13 protein-coding genes are annotated in these 14,483 nt (G+C 56.6%); 3 read left to right on the plus strand and 10 right to left on the minus strand.

Going from position 1 to position 14,483, the window contains the following annotated elements; translation table 11 throughout:
- Positions 1–110 precede the first annotated feature (110 nt).
- Entirely contained in the window at positions 111–278 is a 168-nt protein-coding gene (locus J2Y39_RS03970; RefSeq protein ID WP_016773805.1) for a hypothetical protein, read from the plus strand.
- Positions 279–346: 68 nt separating this feature from the next.
- On the opposite strand, the gene J2Y39_RS03975 is transcribed toward J2Y39_RS03970, so the two are convergent.
- The 6 genes from J2Y39_RS03975 to J2Y39_RS26420 form a co-directional block, all read right to left on the minus strand.
- Positions 347–721, minus strand: coding sequence for a hypothetical protein (locus J2Y39_RS03975; RefSeq protein ID WP_310215232.1), 375 nt, complete (start codon positions 719–721; stop codon positions 347–349).
- A 267-nt stretch (positions 722–988) separates the two neighbouring features.
- Positions 989–1,147, minus strand: coding sequence for a DUF6896 domain-containing protein (locus J2Y39_RS26410; protein ID WP_409037392.1), 159 nt, complete (start codon positions 1,145–1,147; stop codon positions 989–991).
- A 301-nt stretch (positions 1,148–1,448) separates the two neighbouring features.
- Positions 1,449–1,862 carry a DUF6896 domain-containing protein gene (locus J2Y39_RS03980; protein WP_217851032.1) on the minus strand — a complete coding sequence of 138 codons (414 nt, stop codon included), beginning with the start codon at positions 1,860–1,862 and terminating at the stop codon, positions 1,449–1,451.
- Between the two features lie 210 nt (positions 1,863–2,072).
- A complete protein-coding gene (locus J2Y39_RS26415) occupies positions 2,073–2,429 on the minus strand; it encodes an Imm50 family immunity protein (protein ID WP_409037393.1) in 357 nt (118 codons plus the stop codon).
- Positions 2,430–2,567: 138 nt separating this feature from the next.
- Positions 2,568–2,954: a hypothetical protein gene (locus tag J2Y39_RS03985; protein ID WP_310215237.1), complete on the minus strand. Its 387-nt coding sequence runs from the start codon at positions 2,952–2,954 to the stop codon at positions 2,568–2,570.
- Positions 2,951–7,807, minus strand: coding sequence for an RHS repeat-associated core domain-containing protein (locus J2Y39_RS26420; protein ID WP_409037394.1), 4,857 nt, complete (start codon positions 7,805–7,807; stop codon positions 2,951–2,953). Before J2Y39_RS26420 ends, J2Y39_RS03985 begins: the two co-directional genes overlap by 4 nt.
- A 239-nt stretch (positions 7,808–8,046) precedes the next feature.
- Between J2Y39_RS26420 and J2Y39_RS04005 the strand changes: the two genes are divergently transcribed.
- The gene (locus tag J2Y39_RS04005; RefSeq protein WP_056784114.1) at positions 8,047–8,742 is read left to right on the plus strand and encodes an HAD-IA family hydrolase; all 696 of its coding nucleotides are present in this window, start codon (positions 8,047–8,049) and stop codon (positions 8,740–8,742) included.
- 62 nt (positions 8,743–8,804) lie between these two features.
- On the opposite strand, the gene J2Y39_RS04010 is transcribed toward J2Y39_RS04005, so the two are convergent.
- Positions 8,805–9,551, minus strand: a complete 747-nt coding sequence (locus J2Y39_RS04010) for a 3-oxoacyl-ACP reductase family protein (RefSeq protein WP_056784118.1) — start codon at positions 9,549–9,551, stop codon at positions 8,805–8,807.
- Between the two features lie 125 nt (positions 9,552–9,676).
- Here J2Y39_RS04010 and J2Y39_RS04015 point away from each other — a divergent pair, with 125 nt between their 5' ends.
- The gene (locus tag J2Y39_RS04015) at positions 9,677–10,600 is read left to right on the plus strand and encodes a LysR family transcriptional regulator (RefSeq protein WP_073473947.1); all 924 of its coding nucleotides are present in this window, start codon (positions 9,677–9,679) and stop codon (positions 10,598–10,600) included.
- A 131-nt stretch (positions 10,601–10,731) separates the two neighbouring features.
- Here the strand turns inward: J2Y39_RS04015 and J2Y39_RS04020 are convergent, their stop codons facing one another.
- From J2Y39_RS04020 to J2Y39_RS04030, 3 genes are all read right to left on the minus strand, one after another.
- The gene (locus tag J2Y39_RS04020) at positions 10,732–11,460 is read right to left on the minus strand and encodes an aspartate/glutamate racemase family protein (RefSeq protein WP_095180831.1); all 729 of its coding nucleotides are present in this window, start codon (positions 11,458–11,460) and stop codon (positions 10,732–10,734) included.
- Between the two features lie 54 nt (positions 11,461–11,514).
- Positions 11,515–13,053 carry an NCS1 family nucleobase:cation symporter-1 gene (locus J2Y39_RS04025; RefSeq protein ID WP_310215247.1) on the minus strand — a complete coding sequence of 513 codons (1,539 nt, stop codon included), beginning with the start codon at positions 13,051–13,053 and terminating at the stop codon, positions 11,515–11,517.
- A 574-nt stretch (positions 13,054–13,627) separates the two neighbouring features.
- Positions 13,628–14,368 carry a phosphoadenylyl-sulfate reductase gene (locus J2Y39_RS04030; protein ID WP_041479156.1) on the minus strand — a complete coding sequence of 247 codons (741 nt, stop codon included), beginning with the start codon at positions 14,366–14,368 and terminating at the stop codon, positions 13,628–13,630.
- Positions 14,369–14,483 lie beyond the last annotated feature (115 nt).

A 14,483-nucleotide genomic window follows, 5' to 3' on the forward strand; every position in this document is an offset into this window, starting at 1 on the left:
CGAAAACCCGGCCTGGCGCCGGGTTTTTCGTGTCTGGCCGTCAGGCAGAGGAACGATTGGCGATAGGGCTTTTCGAAAGTGATACATCCCACACGCTCAAGAGGTGCGCCATGACTCCCGAAACCGAAGGCAAAGAAGAGAAGGGCCCGAGTGGATTGCCGTTTATCAATGATCCGGGGAATGAAGATCCCGGCTCGCTGATGGATGATGCGACGGTGCCGTTGAATGATGCGGATGAGGCGGATATGGAGTATGAGGAGGATGGGGATGAGCAGTGAGGTGGGGTTGAGGTTTTGAATGATGGTTTAAGGGCCTGACTCCGCAGGCCCTACAGAAAATCTGTTCCTCAGAATGAGACGTCGATTCTTTGTGCTCTGATTTTTACAAACTGACCATTGAGGTGCGGAAAATCGAAGTGGATATCTTGATCCGCAAATTCGACGAACGACTTGAGCGTATCGCCTTCTAAGCGCCCGTAAATCTCGCATGAGAAACCATTGTCAATCATCTTGACACGTGTTTCGCTGCCATCACATTTTGAGATGTCTATTTCGTCCGGCAGCACCATTTCGAACTCGGCTGAGTAGGTCTCACCTACTTCGATTACTGACGGGCAGTGGCCTGCGAAGCATCTCACAGTCACACCGTTGATGCTGAGTAGGACCATTTCTTCGATGATTGGGTCGATCTCTACAATATGCGCGGGATATTTCTTAGTCATCTGCGAGCCATGCTCTCGTTTTCTTTCAGAGGATTGAGGTGATCAGTGAAGTTTTTTATGAGTTGGACTTTGCCATAATGGCCTGAGTCAGCAGGCGCTTAAGTCTCGTTTTCAGAGGTTTTCCGGCGGGTCGATTAATTCATAGAGGTCATCGGAGGGCGATATTTTTTTGATTCTGCCTGAGTCTATATAAGACTTGAACTCGCTCTCAAGAAAATTTATGTCAGTGTATTTTTTGTACTCTTCAGGTCTGTCGGTGGCGTACATTTAAAGGCGCCACTCATCAAAACCATCGATCCTGTTATTCGAACCGTAATCGAAATCCACTGATTCAGTGGGAAAATGAATAGCACAGCCTATGCCGTGTAGTTCATATTCAACGCCATCGATGACTTCTCCGCAACTTTCTATTTTGCCGCTCCCCAAAGTCTTAGGATGTTTCGAGTGCCAAATTTTTCTTGTAATAGCGTTGTTCCTTCTTCAACTTTGCTGAGGAAGTCTTTGATCAAGTCTTCGAGATGTATCATATTGTTACTCATGTTTTTCTATTGTCATCCAGTCGATCGATATCGAGTCTTTTTAGGTTGACATGTTTCATTCACTCTTGTCTCAAAAATGGTTTCCCAAATATTTCTAAATGATTTTTACGTTGTGAATTTTGGTGTTTGTCTCACAAGCAGGTGCGGAAGTCAGGGGGGTTTTATGTGTTTTGGTCTATTCGTTTTTTTCAGTTGGTCCATATATACAAGTTGCTAATTAAGGAAATTTTCTTGATTTTTTTTAGATCTATGTATTCGGCGAATTCTTTTTCGATTATTTTTTTGTCGCAGTATTTTCTATATTTAGATGGTCTTTCACAAGCAAAGAAGTATAAGCGGCGAATGTCAAACCCATTGATTTCACCATTAGGCCCATAGTCAAAATCTACAGTTCCTGTCGATAGATTAATGCGGCAGCCAATGCCGTGCAGTTCATATTTAACGCCTCGAGTGACTCTCCCGCGACGCTTTATCGCCCTGGTATGCCAAAGCCTTCGAATGTCCCGAGTGCCAAATTTTTTTTCAAATATAAGCGTGCTTGTCTCTACCATAGAAGTAAAGTCATGTATCAGGGTATCCAAAGTTTGATCTTGGTCACTCATTTTTTTTCTCCGGTTTTGCGAAATATCTAGTCCAATGATTTGGCTGGCTGGATTGCATTTTTATCGTTTAAAAATTGCTGATTGCTCTTTGGGGTGGTAGTGATTTTCAGCCTTGGTGATATTGCTTTTGGTCTTGCAGGCGATGCGCGAGGAGTGTTTGATGCGTGATGTTTAGAAAAGTGACTCTGTTAAGTAGATGCTAGGTTCTCTTTATCTCAATGATGATGTAATGAATTTTATCTCGGAAGTCTCTGATGCAACGCAAACTAAGTGCCTGCTCTCAATAGTTTGAATGGATAATTGAAATTTTTCCCGTGTGGGGAGATTGGATGTCGTCAAGCTTGTAACTTCACTGCACGTCATCCCTATGCGGCAAGCATTGTATTCTATGGATTCCCACGTCTTCGGAGGCGTGTCTGGAATTTCTCTGATGTCAAATGCCAGAGTCAGTGTTGAAAGATTATTGTCTATGTTTAGAGTGAAGAGCTTAATCTCTCCGATAGGTATATTTCGGCTGAAGACCATATTGAAGAATTTGCTGCCATTTATCTCATTCCAGTATTTCATGTGTTTCTTTTACTCTGTCGATCTATTTCTAAAAAGCGTCTTCATGTAGTGTTGGTTAATGCTCGGCCTGCGTTTTTCTAAATATTTACATGGGCGCCATTTGTCCATTCTGTCGTCACGAGATATGTCGTTCTTCCCCTAAGTCCCTATCCACTGTAAGAAAAATTCCCTCTGTAATTCTGGCGAGTTTGTTAGGTTTTCATTTTCGTAGTCAAATATCGACACTACGTCTTTTAGTGATGGTTCTGCTCCATTTGTCAATTCATAAGCTTTTAATCCAAGAGACATTTGTGATGATAAGCTCGAGGGGTGAACATTTAGCTTTGAGCCTTTGCAAAAAAAAGTTACTAGAGGGTTGTCCTTTCGGATCAAACCGAAACAATGATAAAAATTTTTGCCGGCGTATGTTTTTGGCGATAAACCGTCCAGGTTTAGAGTTATGCTTATTTTCTCGCTGTCGCAAATCAGAACTACATCTTTGATTGCATATTCTTTTTCTATGATAATTGTGAATTCCGAAATCATTTGTCAATTTTCCTATATGGATTCGGGATGGAGTAACCAAAGTCACGCCCATCATCAATAATTATCGTGGCGCCTAGAATATCTTCGTTTTTGATGATTTTTGGGACGGCGAATTCCTGTTCTCGGGAAAATTTGTATCGGTTTCCTAATTCTTGCTTCAAATCATAGCCATTGACTCTCTTCAAAGTATAAAGAAACCCGGTTTTTGTAAAAAAGCTGGTAGCAAACTCTTTTCCCACGTCTCGAGAGGGGGAGGTGCTGATAAAGCCGCTTGGAGGAAAATCGCTATCAATGGAGTGGAGGAATAAGTCCTCGCTGTCTCCCTTGCTTTTGAATCCGTTCACAAAAACATCGGACGGGTCTCTTGAATCTCCTCGGTACAGATATTCCTGCTTTTTCTTAGGCGCTGGTGCATCAGGCTCCCCCTCATCAACCTTAACCCCATCACTCGCCCCCGGCACCTCACACCTAGGCTTATTCGGCGGAGGGCAGTTGGACGTCAACCCCAACGGATCCACCCACCCCGTCGGATTCGGCACGTACTGGTACTGATTCAACCCACCCGCCAGCTTCACCGGGTCCGGCGTCAAATACCGTCCAAGCCTTGGGTCGTAATACCGATGCCGGTTGTAATGCAATCCGCTTTCAACATCGAAATACTGCCCCTGAAAGCGCAGCGGTTGGTCGAGGTAGTCTTCGCCGGCCAAGGTGACGGCGGCGACTTTGCCGTAGGCGTCGTATTGCGCGGACCAGACGATTTCGCCGCTGTAGTCGGTGAGTTCCTGCGGGGTGCCGAGGTGGTCGAGTTGGTAGTAGAACGGGCAGGCTTTTTTCGGGCCTTTGCCATCGAGCATCGCCAGTGGGCGGAAGGTGCCGGGTTCGTAGAGGAAGCTGCGGTATTGCGTGGCGCTGCTTTCGGCGACGAGGTGTTCGCCTTGCCAGAAGAATTCGGTGACGGCGCCGTCGATTGTTTTGCGGATGCGCCGGCCGAAGGCGTCGTATTGATAAGTGGCGGTCTGGCCGTCGGGGCGGGTCAGGCCGATCAGGCGGTGCTGGCAGTCGTAGCGGTATTCGGTGACCAGGGTCTGGCCGTGGCCTCGGCGTTCGCGGATCAGGTTGCCGAAGGCGTCGTAGTCGTAATGGCGGTCGCCTTGCATCAGCAGGCGATTGCCCTTGATCTGCGCAGGACCGGGGCGGTCCTGCATCAGCAGGTTGCCCGCCGGGTCGTGGGCGAAGGATTCGGGCAGTTCGTCGCGTGAGTGACGTACGCGGATCAACCGGTCGAGGGCGTCGTAGCCATAAGTACGCTGGCCGTGGCGGCTGTCGGCAATGTGCTCGAGATTGCCGTTGGCGCTGTAGGCATAATCGCGGCGGTACAGCGAGGCGTGGCGATGGCCTACAGCATGGGCAAGCAAGCGGCCCTGATCGTCGTAGGAGTATTCGCTGAGCAGCAAACCTTGCTGGCGTTGCTGTTCGCGACCGGACTGATACACATGCCGGGTCAGCGGCGTGCCGTTGAGGTCGATGGCGCTCAGCGCACCGCCCTTGGCGTAGTGATAATCGAGCTTGCTGTTGTCCGGCAGACGCAGGCGTTTGAGCTGACCGCAGGCGTCATAGGCGTAGCGCAAGGTGCCCCAGCCCTGATGCTCGGTGATCAGCCGGTCCTGACGGTCGTACTCGAAGGCCAGAGGATGGTTCTGGCCGTCATCAACGGCAACCAAGCGCCCGAGGCGGTCGTAGTCGTAGCGGACTTTGATCCCATCGGACAGGGTTTTGACCAGCAAGCGCCCGGACTTGTCGCGCTCATAGTGGGTGACCAGACTGGGGCCGAAATCACCAAACTCGGTCTTCTCCAGCAAATGACCATTGAGGTCGTAGACGTAAGCCGTGCGCCGCCCATCAAACCCGGTTTCCTGTCGGATCAATCCGGTCGGCGTGTAATCCAGTCGGTACTTTTCTCCGGACTCGTTTTCAATCTCGGTCAGCAACAGCCGCGCATGGTCATAGCGGTACTGCACGCGGGTGCCGTCAGGGTTGATCCGCCGCGAGACCAGATGCAGGTCGTCGTCATATTCGTAGCGGGTGATGCGCCCGAGCTCGTCGCGCTCAGCGGTGATCTGGCCGTAAGCGCCGTAGCTGTAGGCGCGCGTGCTGCCCGTAGGAGAAGTCGTCAGGATCAGTCGGCCGGCCGCGTCCCACTGCTGACGACTGACAACACCAAATTCGTCCTGGGTGGTAATCCGCCGGCCCAGCGCATCGTAGGAAAAACGCCGCACGCCGCCGTCCGGCAGGGTTTCTTCGATGAGCTGGCCGAGCTCGTTCCACACCCAGCGGTGGCGGCTGCTGTCCGGATAGCGCAGCGACAGCAATTGGCCGCGCAGGTTGTAGTAGTAATGGGTGACCTGGCCGTCGGGATCGACCGCTTCGGTGACGGCGCCTTCAGCGTTGCGCCGGTAGATCCACACCGCATCACCACGGCAACGCTTGTAGAGAAAACCGTTGCGGTACTCGTAGGACGTTGGTGCATCGTCCGGCGGAATCAGCGCGATCAGCCGTCCGACCTCGTCGTAGCGGTATTCGGTAACCGCGCCCAACGCATCCTGCTCGGCGATCAACCGGCCCTGCTGGTCATAGGCCTTGAGCTGCTCGCCACCATCGGCCGCGACCTGCCGCACCAGCCGTGCGCGCTCGTCGTGGACGTAGACTTCTTCGGTACCGTCGACGTAATGCACGGTCACGCTGGCGTCGTCATCGTTCCAGACGTAACGGGTGTTCATCTGCGAGAACGACGCCCAGTGCCTCACGCAGCGGGCGGCTTTGCCCTCGCGCTGCCACTCCCAGAAGAAGCTCGCGCCGCCGGTCAGCTGGCGCTGGAGGATGACGTGATGGTCGTCGTAGTCGTAGCGCTCGCTGTCGCCGACCGCGTTGGTCGCGGTCAGCAGCCGTTGCCGGGCATCGAAGCTGTAAGTGGCGAGGGTTTGCTCGGTGGTCCACTCGCCCTGGACGAACACCTGATAATCGATCGCCACCAGCTGCGTGCGGTCATAACGCAACAGCAATGAGCGGCCGGCGCCATTGTCCAGACGCTGAATGCGGTCGGAGCGATCACGTTGCAGGGTCAGACGATTGCCGTAGACATCGCTGATTGCGGTCAGCCGGCCGGCGCGAAAGTGGTAGAAGCGCGCGTTTTCCCCGGCCAGGGCGAGGATCAGTTCTTCCGGTTCATCACCGAGAAAGATCGCCGCCCGCGACAGGCTGTTGTGAATCGCCGGACGCGCGACGTTGGGCAGGGGAAAACGAGTGCGGCGGTTTTCGTGGTCGATCCAGATCACGCCATCGCCGTCGAAGGACAGGCGATGGGCCAGCGTGTGGCTCCAGCCAAAACCCAGGCCGATGTCGATCTCGACCGCGCTGCTGCGGTACAAGCGGGTGAACTCGAAGGGCAGCACGCCATCGAGCACCGCGTCGGTCAGGGTCAGCAGTTCTTCGCCGGTGACCATCGACACCGGGCAGCCGTTTTTGCAGGTATTGGGGACGCAGTCGGCGGCGTCGCCGTTGGGGTTTTTCGCTTGATCGGGGACGTCGTCGTGGGGCTCGTGGCGCTCAAGGCGCGCCATGCCCTGGGATTTTTCCCGCGCGAGCGGCGCCGGATTCGGCACGCGGAGCACCACCGCGTCGGCCTGACGAATGTTCAGCGGAATCGATGGCGTCGGCTTCAGCTCCACTTCGCGCGCATGAAACATCAGCGGCTTCAGCGTGCTCGCGTGCTGTTTGAGTTCCGGTGTCGAAGTCAGCTCAGCCAGACGCAAGGCTGAGGCGGCCAGCCACTCTCGCGCCCGTGGCGACTTGACTTTCGCCAGGACCTTGCTGCTCAAACGCAGCGATACGCCGGCACCGCCCGCCACGCGCATCAACAGGAAGCTGATCAGCAACTCGGTGCGAACTTCGGCCACCACCTCGGCGAGGTATTGCGGCGGCAGCATCTTCAGCCAACTGGTGAACGCGGCCAGATGAATGAACAACAACGGCTCGTCGCTGAGCATCAACAAGGCGTTGGCGATCGCTTCGTTTGAAGCAGCAAGCAGCGCCTCGAGTTCGACTTCGCTCAGATATTCGAGGAGCTTTGCGCTGTGTTCCTGGAGGTCGGCGAGGAGGGCAAACAGCTGCTGAATGTCATCCCAGACGCCATTCAGGGCTTTTTCCAGGCCGCGCCAATCGGCCCGCTGCAACTGCCCGTAACGATCAAGAAAACCGGCGCTGGAAAACTCCGTCCACTGCGGCTGGAAGCCTGTCCATTCGCTGCGCAGCCAGCCTTCAAGGCCGGCAATGACCCCTTCATATGAGGCATACAGGGCGCGGACATGGGCGGAGGAAACGTTGGGAAAGAAGGTGACGCGATAGCGCTGGCCGCGCATGCAATCGGTCACCTCGAGGATCCCGCTCGGGCCAATGGTGTAGCGCTTTGGTTCGCCGAAGGTCAGCACGCCGTCGACGTCGCTGAGCAGCGGTTCGAGGGTCACCGGGGTGTCGCCGATCGGTACGAAGCGCGCTGCTTCAAACAGATGCACCAGGGTCAGCGGTCCGCTGGCCGAACACATGACCACCGATGAACTGACAGGTGCGCGCGAAGTGATCGGCGCGCTCAGTTGTACGTCATTGCCAACCTTGAACACCTGCTCGATGTCCAGCGCCGTCCCCGTCCAGAATTGCTCGGCCCAGGCGTCGTAGTTGTTCAGGCACAGGCGGAACTCGTCGATCAGCGCTTCAAAATCTGGCTGCTTCGGATTCAGGGCGGCCACCACCAGCAGTCCGATGCTGTTGTTCAGGGCCAGGAGCTGATCGGGTTGAAACATTCGCAGTCGCTCGCGCATATGAAGAAACGGGAGCGCGGACTTTGCGGGGGATCAAAAAGGAAAGAAGTCGGGGAAGTAGGCAGTGTCTGTAGGAGTTTTCGCTAAATGCGAAAAGGCGTCGATGGCATTGCCCGTTGCTCAATGTCCATCGGCCTCGCTATGCTGCTGAACCCATTAATCAGATCCGCGTTGCGGCACGTTGCCTGTCGCCCGGGATGTCTTTGTTAACGGATCCGATGATGAATGCACCGCTGAAGACGTTCGGCCCGATCAAGGCCGTGATTTTCGATATGGACGGTTTGCTGCTCGACACCGAGGGCATTTACACCGAGGTCACCTCGCTGATTGCCGGGCGCTACGGGAAAACCTTCGACTGGAGCGTCAAGCAGAACATCATTGGTCGCGGTGCCAATGATCTGGCCAACTACGTGGTGCAGGCGTTGGAGTTACCGATCACTCCGGAAGAATTTCTGCAGATCCGCGAGCCGCTGATGCGCGAGCGTTTCCCCAAGGCGCAAGCGATGCCGGGGGCCGAAGCGCTGGTGCGTCACCTCAAGGCGCACAACATCCCGATCGCAGTCGGCACCAGTTCGTCGCGCCAGTCGTTCGGGCAGAAAACCACCTTGCACCGTGAGTGGTTTGCGCTGTTCGATTTCATCGTCACGGCGGACGATCCGGAAGTCGGCGCGGCCAAACCGGCGCCGGATATCTTCCTCACCGCCGCCCGGCGCCTGGGCATCGCGCCCGGGGATTGTCTGGTGTTCGAGGATTCGCCGTTCGGCGTCACCGCCGCGAAAGCGGCAGGCATGACCGCAATCGCCATCCCCGACGCAGCGATGGCTGATGAGAAATATGCTCACGCTGACGGCATTATCCGCTCGCTGAAAGCATTTATGCCCAGCGCCTTTGGCTTGCCGACGCTGGAACTGGCTTGACCGTCCGCACAAAAACGCCGTCCTTCCTGTAAAGAAGGGCGGCGTTTTTTCTTGCCGGTCTGTCAGGCGCCGAAACCACCGTCGATGGTCAGGCTGGCACCGGTGATGTAGCCGGCTTCAGGCCCGGCCAGGTAGGCGACGAAGCTGGCGATTTCATCGGCGGTGCCGTAACGACCGACGGCCATCAGCGGGATCAGGCTGTCGGCGAATTCGCCATGGGCCGGGTTCATGTCGGTGTCGACCGGGCCAGGTTGCACGTTGTTGATGGTGATGCCGCGAGGGCCGAGGTCGCGGGCTAGGCCTTTGGTCAGGCCGACCAGTGCCGATTTGCTCATCGCGTAGACACCGCCACCGCCGAAGGGCATGCGGTCGGCGTTGGTGCTGCCGATGTTGATGATCCGCGAGCCTTCGCCCATGTGTTTCGCCGCTTCCTGGGACGCAATGAACACGCTGCGCACGTTGATGGCCAGGGTCTGATCGAAGTCTTCGAGTTTGAAGTCTTCCAGCGGCGCGATGGCCAGTACGCCGGCGTTGTTGACCAGAATGTCCAGGCGTCCAAACGCTTCGACGGTGGCGCTGACGGCGTGGCGAATCGCGCTGGCATCGGCGCTGTCTGCCTTGATCGCCAAGGCTTTGCCGCCGTTGCCAGTGATGCTGTTCTGCAGTTCTTCAGCTTTGGCGGCGGAGCTGACGTAGGTGAAAGCGACAGCGGCGCCTTCAGCGGCCAGACGTTTGACGATGGCCGCGCCGATGCCGCGCGAACCGCCTTGAATCAGAGCGACCTTGCCGCTGAGGTGTTGAGTGGTCATGTTCGATCTCCAAGTGTTCAAGGCGGAATGCCTTGGTGTTGGTGCCGAGTATCGGCCTGGTATCGACAACCGGGTAGACCATGATTGCTATAGTCTGTGTAAACCAGAAGTTTATAGTGGCGATCATGGAAACATTCAGCAGTATCGAATGCTTTGTGCGCAGCGCCGAAGTCGGCAGCTTTGCCGAAGCCGCGCGACGCTTGAGCCTGACCCCGGCGGCGGTCGGCAAGAGCGTGGCGAAACTGGAAGCGCGGCTTGGCGTGCGGCTGTTCCAGCGTAGTACACGCAGCCTGACGTTGACCGAAGCGGGGCAGCTGTTTTTGAGTGAAGTCAGCGCCAGCCTGACCACCATCCAGAACGCCGTAGCCAATCTGGCCAGTGCCGGCGGGCAACCGGCCGGCACGCTGAAAGTCAGCATGGGCACGGTGTTCGGTCGTCTGTATATCGTGCCGCTGCTCGGTGAGTTCTTGCGGCGCTATCCGGCGATCAACCCGGACTGGCATTTCGATAACCGCCAGGTCGACCTGATCGGGCAGGGCTTCGACGCGGCGATTGGCGGCGGCTTTGAACTGCCACAAGGCGTGGTTGCGCGCAGGCTGACACCGGCGCATCGGGTGTTGGTGGCATCGGAGGACTATCTGCAAAAACATGCGCCGATCAGCCATCCCGATGACCTCAGGCAACACGACGGCATTCTGATTCGCTCACCGCAGACCGGGCGCGTGCGTTCCTGGCAACTGACTCACCGCGATCAGCAACACAGTCCGCTGACATTGCGGGCGCGGATGACCATGAGTGATTCCGAGGCGGCGTGCGCGACGGCGATGCAAGGTTTGGGCATTGCGCTGGTGAGCATGCCGTTTGCGGTGCCGTATCTTCAGGCAGGGACGTTACAGCGAGTGCTGCCGGACTGGTTTGTCGATGACGGCAACATTTCGATCTATTACGCCGAGCACAAATTGTTGCCGGGCAAGACCCGGGCGTTTGTGGATTTCGTGATTGAACAGTTTGCTGAGCAGGGACTGGGGCGTCGGTTTAGTGCTATCTGAGCCAGGCATCAAACCGAGTTGCGGCTATCGCGGGCAAGCCCGCTCCCACAAGTTTTGAGTTGTTCACACATCTTGCAAACAACACAAAACCCTGTGGGAGCGGGCTTGCCCGCGATGAACGATAACTCGGTCTATCGAGCAAAGCGCTCCGCCCAACCAACAATGTTCTTCGGCCGTGGCGTCGCATAAGTGCGCACCTTGGACGTCGACAACTTCAAACGCACCAGCGACTCGGCAATCATCACGGCGGCTGTCACGCCATCCACCACCGGCACGCCGGTGCGCCGGCGGATCTGCTCGTCCAGCCCGGCCATGCCGCCGCAGCCCAGGCAAATCACCTCTGCCTTGTCCTGGGTCACCGCCAGTTCGGCCTGCTGCACGATCGCTTCCAGCGCGCGCTGCGGTTCGTGTTCAAGCTCCAAAACCGCCAGACCACTGGCGCGCACCGAGGCACAGCGATCCCACAAGCCGGACAATTTCAGCCGATCCTCGATCAGCGGCACGGTGCGATCCAGCGTGGTCACCACCGAGTAGGCATGGCCGAGAAACATCGCGGTGCTGGCCGCCGCGTCAGTGATATCTACCACTGGCACGTTGAGCAGTTCCTGCAAACCTTCGCGGCCATGTTCGCCGTAGCCGGCCTGGATCACCGCATCGAAGGGTTGATCGTAAGACATCACTCGATCCATCACGGCGATGGCGGCCAGGTAACTTTCGAAATTGCCTTCAATCGATTCGGCGCCGAAGTACGGCGTCAGGCCGACGATTTCGGTACCGGGCGAAGCGACGGCCTGTGCCGAGCGGGCGATGGCGTCGGTGATGGATTCGGTGGTGTTGACGTTGACCACGAGAATACGCATGGAAAATCCTTATTGCGGGCAGTGGTGCGGCCCGAAAACCGGGCCGCGAAGGGATCAGTGGCTGACGTTATCCACAGCGATGCATTCACCGCTGACTTCGGCGTAATGGGTCTGGCGCTTGGCGATGATCAGGTAAAGCATGCCGGCGATGCCGGCACCGATCAGCCAGGAGAACGGCGAGACGCTGTGGAAACCGGGCACCAATACCAGAACGATGGCGATCAGCGCCGCAGGAATAAACGCCGCCACCGCGCGGAAATTGATGCCGCGGCTGTAGTAATAAGCGCCGTTGGGGTCTTCGCTGTAGAGCTGCGGCACATTGATCCGGCCTTTGCGGATCAGCCAGTAGTCGACCATGATCACCCCGTACAGCGGGCCGAGCAGGGCGCCGAGGCCCGACAGGAAATACACGATCACCAGCGGGCTGTTGTAGAGGTTCCACGGCAGGATGAGCACGGCGATGGTCGCGCTGATCAATCCGGCGCGGCGGAAGGTCAGGTACTTCGGCGCCAGGTTGCTGAGGACGAACGCCGGGGCAACGAAGTTGGCCATGATGTTCACCGCAACGGTGACAATCAGAAAAGCCAGGCAGCCGAGCACCAGAAAGAACGTGTTGGGGATCGAAGCGATGATCTCGGTCGGGCTTTCGATGATCCGCCCGTTGATCTGGAACTGCGCGCCACACAGCAGTACGGTAATCGCGGCGAATACCAGAATGTTCACCGGCAAGCCCCAGAAATTTCCTACTTTGATGGTTTTGCGGCACGGCGAAGAACGGGCGAAGTCGCAGAAATTGAGGATCAGCGTGCCGTAGATCGCCAGCCACAACGCGCCACCAGCAAAAATGTTGCGCCACATCTCGCCCCCGGTCAGCGGCTCGCGGATCGACCAGGCAATGGTCGCGTTGGCCTGGAAGTACATCCACCCGGCGAGTGCGGCTACGGTCAGCAGAATCACCGGCCCGGCAAATGCCTCGTAACGGCGCACCATCTCCATGCCGTAGGCGAGGATCGCCAGTTGCACCAGCCAGATTGCTACAAAGCACACCCAGCCCAGACTCGACAGGCCCAGAATTGAGTCGTGATCGTATTCGGCAAAGCCGGGATGCACGGCGGTCAGCAGGACGCGGAATACCACCGAGGCGAGGTACGTCTGAATACCGAACCAGGCGATGGCGATAACCGCCCTGATCAATGCAGGAATTTGCGCACCGTGGATGCCAAAACTGATCCGGCTGATCACCGGGAACGGCACCCCGGTTTTCTGCCCCATGTACCCGGACAGGTTCATGAAGAAGTACACCAGCGCCGCGCCGATCCCCAGTGACAAGAGGATTTGCCAGCCGCCCAGACCCAGTGCATACAAGCCGATGGCGAACGAGTAGTTGGCGATGTTGTGCACATCATTCGTCCACAGGGCGAAGATGCTGTACTGGCCCCAGCGCCGCCCTTCGGCTTTGGTCGGCGCCAGATCGCTGTTGTGCAGACGCGGGCTCAGTTGCAGCGGCTCGCTCAGTCCGTCATCGGGCAACGGTTGATCAAGCGTGGAGGAGGGCAGATTCAGCGCGATGTTATTCGAAAGACTTGTACGCATTCCGGCAGGCTCCTGACGTTCACTCCCGCGATGACTGTGCATGAGCGCTCAGGCTCGACAAATCTTCGTCGCGACGGTGAAAACATCACTGGTTACGGGGCATCTGCAGCCTGTACGGGATAGGGCGCTTCAGGCTTGCGGATCGAAAGTGTGCATGTTTTGCAGTTTTGTATACAAAACATGTATGCGATAAAGCCAGATTTGTGCCAGTTGCGAATCCATAAGCGCCAGGGCTCATTTCGAATAGTTATCAATGCGGGGTAAGTGACTGAAAAACCGGCGATATAAATTGATCGATTGGACAGGTATTTTTTTTGGGGGAGGGATTTTGCAGGGGGCGCACGCAGAGGGGATTCTGCTGAGGGATGTAACTTTTCAGGGCGAAAAAACAGAAAGTGCACACATAAATGGCACCGATGGTGACAACCTTGTGTACACCTTTTGCGTGCCTGGCACATATCAATGTGGGAGCGAGCCTGCTCGCGAATGCGGTGTATCAGGCAACTGAAACGTTGACTGGAACTGCGCTTTCGCGAGCAGGCTCGCTCCCACAGGTCTTTCTATAAATGAGGGATCAGACCTTGCTCTTGCTGATGATATTCCCCGCATGGAGTCCGCATTCTTTCTGCGTGGCTTCTTCCCACCACCAGCGGCCTTCACGCTCGTGCTGGTTCGGCAGCACCGGGCGGGTGCAGGGTTCGCAGCCGATGCTGATGAAGCCGCGCTCGTGCAGGCTGTTGTACGGCAGTTCGAGCATGCGGATGTAACCCCAGATCTCCTCGCTGGTCATCTGCGCCAGCGGGTTGAACTTGTACAGGGTGCGTTCCGGTGTCGAGAAGGCTGTGTCGATTTCCAGCACCGCCACGGCGCTGCGGGTGCCCGGGCTCTGGTCGCGGCGCTGGCCGGTGGCCCACGCTTTGACGTCGGACAGCTTACGGCGCAGCGGCTCGATCTTGCGGATGCCGCAGCATTCGCCGTGGCCGTCCTTGTAGAAACTGAAAAGGCCTTTTTCCTTCACGAACGGTTCGAGTTTCGTGTAGTCCGGCGAGACGATTTCAATATCGATCTTGTAGTGCTCGCGCACTTGCTCGATGAAGCGGTAGGTCTCCGGATGCAGGCGGCCGGTGTCGAGGCTGAACACTTTCACGTTCTTGTTCAGCTTCCACGCCATGTCCACCAACACCACGTCCTCGGCGCCGCTGAAAGATATCCACAAGTCATCGCCGAATTCGGCGAAGGCGAGCTTGAGGATGTCCTGGGCGGATTTGTTGGCATAGGTCGTGGCGAGTTCCACGACGTCGAACGTTGGGCTCATCAGGTCGGCTTCCTACAGGTCAATGGCGCTCGGGCGCTCTATAGGGGGCCGATGGTAACAAAAAGCTGCCGCGGCCGGGGCGTCCTCTGCGTTGCGCGCGTCTGGTGCAGACGCT

The organism is Pseudomonas sp. 2957 (assembly GCF_031456345.1).
Taxonomy (GTDB): Bacteria; Pseudomonadota; Gammaproteobacteria; order Pseudomonadales; family Pseudomonadaceae; genus Aquipseudomonas; species Aquipseudomonas siliginis.

Bases quoted from the DNA above. Each gene is read 5' to 3' on its own strand.
- J2Y39_RS03970 (WP_016773805.1), top strand. From the start codon at position 111: ATGACTCCCGAAACCGAAGGCAAAGAAGAGAAGGGCCCGAGTGGATTG.
- J2Y39_RS03975 (WP_310215232.1), bottom strand. From the start codon at position 721: ATGACTAAGAAATATCCCGCGCATATTGTAGAGATCGACCCAATCATC.
- J2Y39_RS03980 (WP_217851032.1), bottom strand. From the start codon at position 1,862: ATGAGTGACCAAGATCAAACTTTGGATACCCTGATACATGACTTTACT.
- J2Y39_RS26415 (WP_409037393.1), bottom strand. From the start codon at position 2,429: ATGAAATACTGGAATGAGATAAATGGCAGCAAATTCTTCAATATGGTC.
- J2Y39_RS03985 (WP_310215237.1), bottom strand. From the start codon at position 2,954: ATGATTTCGGAATTCACAATTATCATAGAAAAAGAATATGCAATCAAA.
- J2Y39_RS26420 (WP_409037394.1), bottom strand. From the start codon at position 7,807: ATGTTTCAACCCGATCAGCTCCTGGCCCTGAACAACAGCATCGGACTG.
- J2Y39_RS04005 (WP_056784114.1), top strand. From the start codon at position 8,047: ATGAATGCACCGCTGAAGACGTTCGGCCCGATCAAGGCCGTGATTTTC.
- J2Y39_RS04010 (WP_056784118.1), bottom strand. From the start codon at position 9,551: ATGACCACTCAACACCTCAGCGGCAAGGTCGCTCTGATTCAAGGCGGT.
- J2Y39_RS04015 (WP_073473947.1), top strand. From the start codon at position 9,677: ATGGAAACATTCAGCAGTATCGAATGCTTTGTGCGCAGCGCCGAAGTC.
- J2Y39_RS04020 (WP_095180831.1), bottom strand. From the start codon at position 11,460: ATGCGTATTCTCGTGGTCAACGTCAACACCACCGAATCCATCACCGAC.
- J2Y39_RS04025 (WP_310215247.1), bottom strand. From the start codon at position 13,053: ATGCGTACAAGTCTTTCGAATAACATCGCGCTGAATCTGCCCTCCTCC.
- J2Y39_RS04030 (WP_041479156.1), bottom strand. From the start codon at position 14,368: ATGAGCCCAACGTTCGACGTCGTGGAACTCGCCACGACCTATGCCAAC.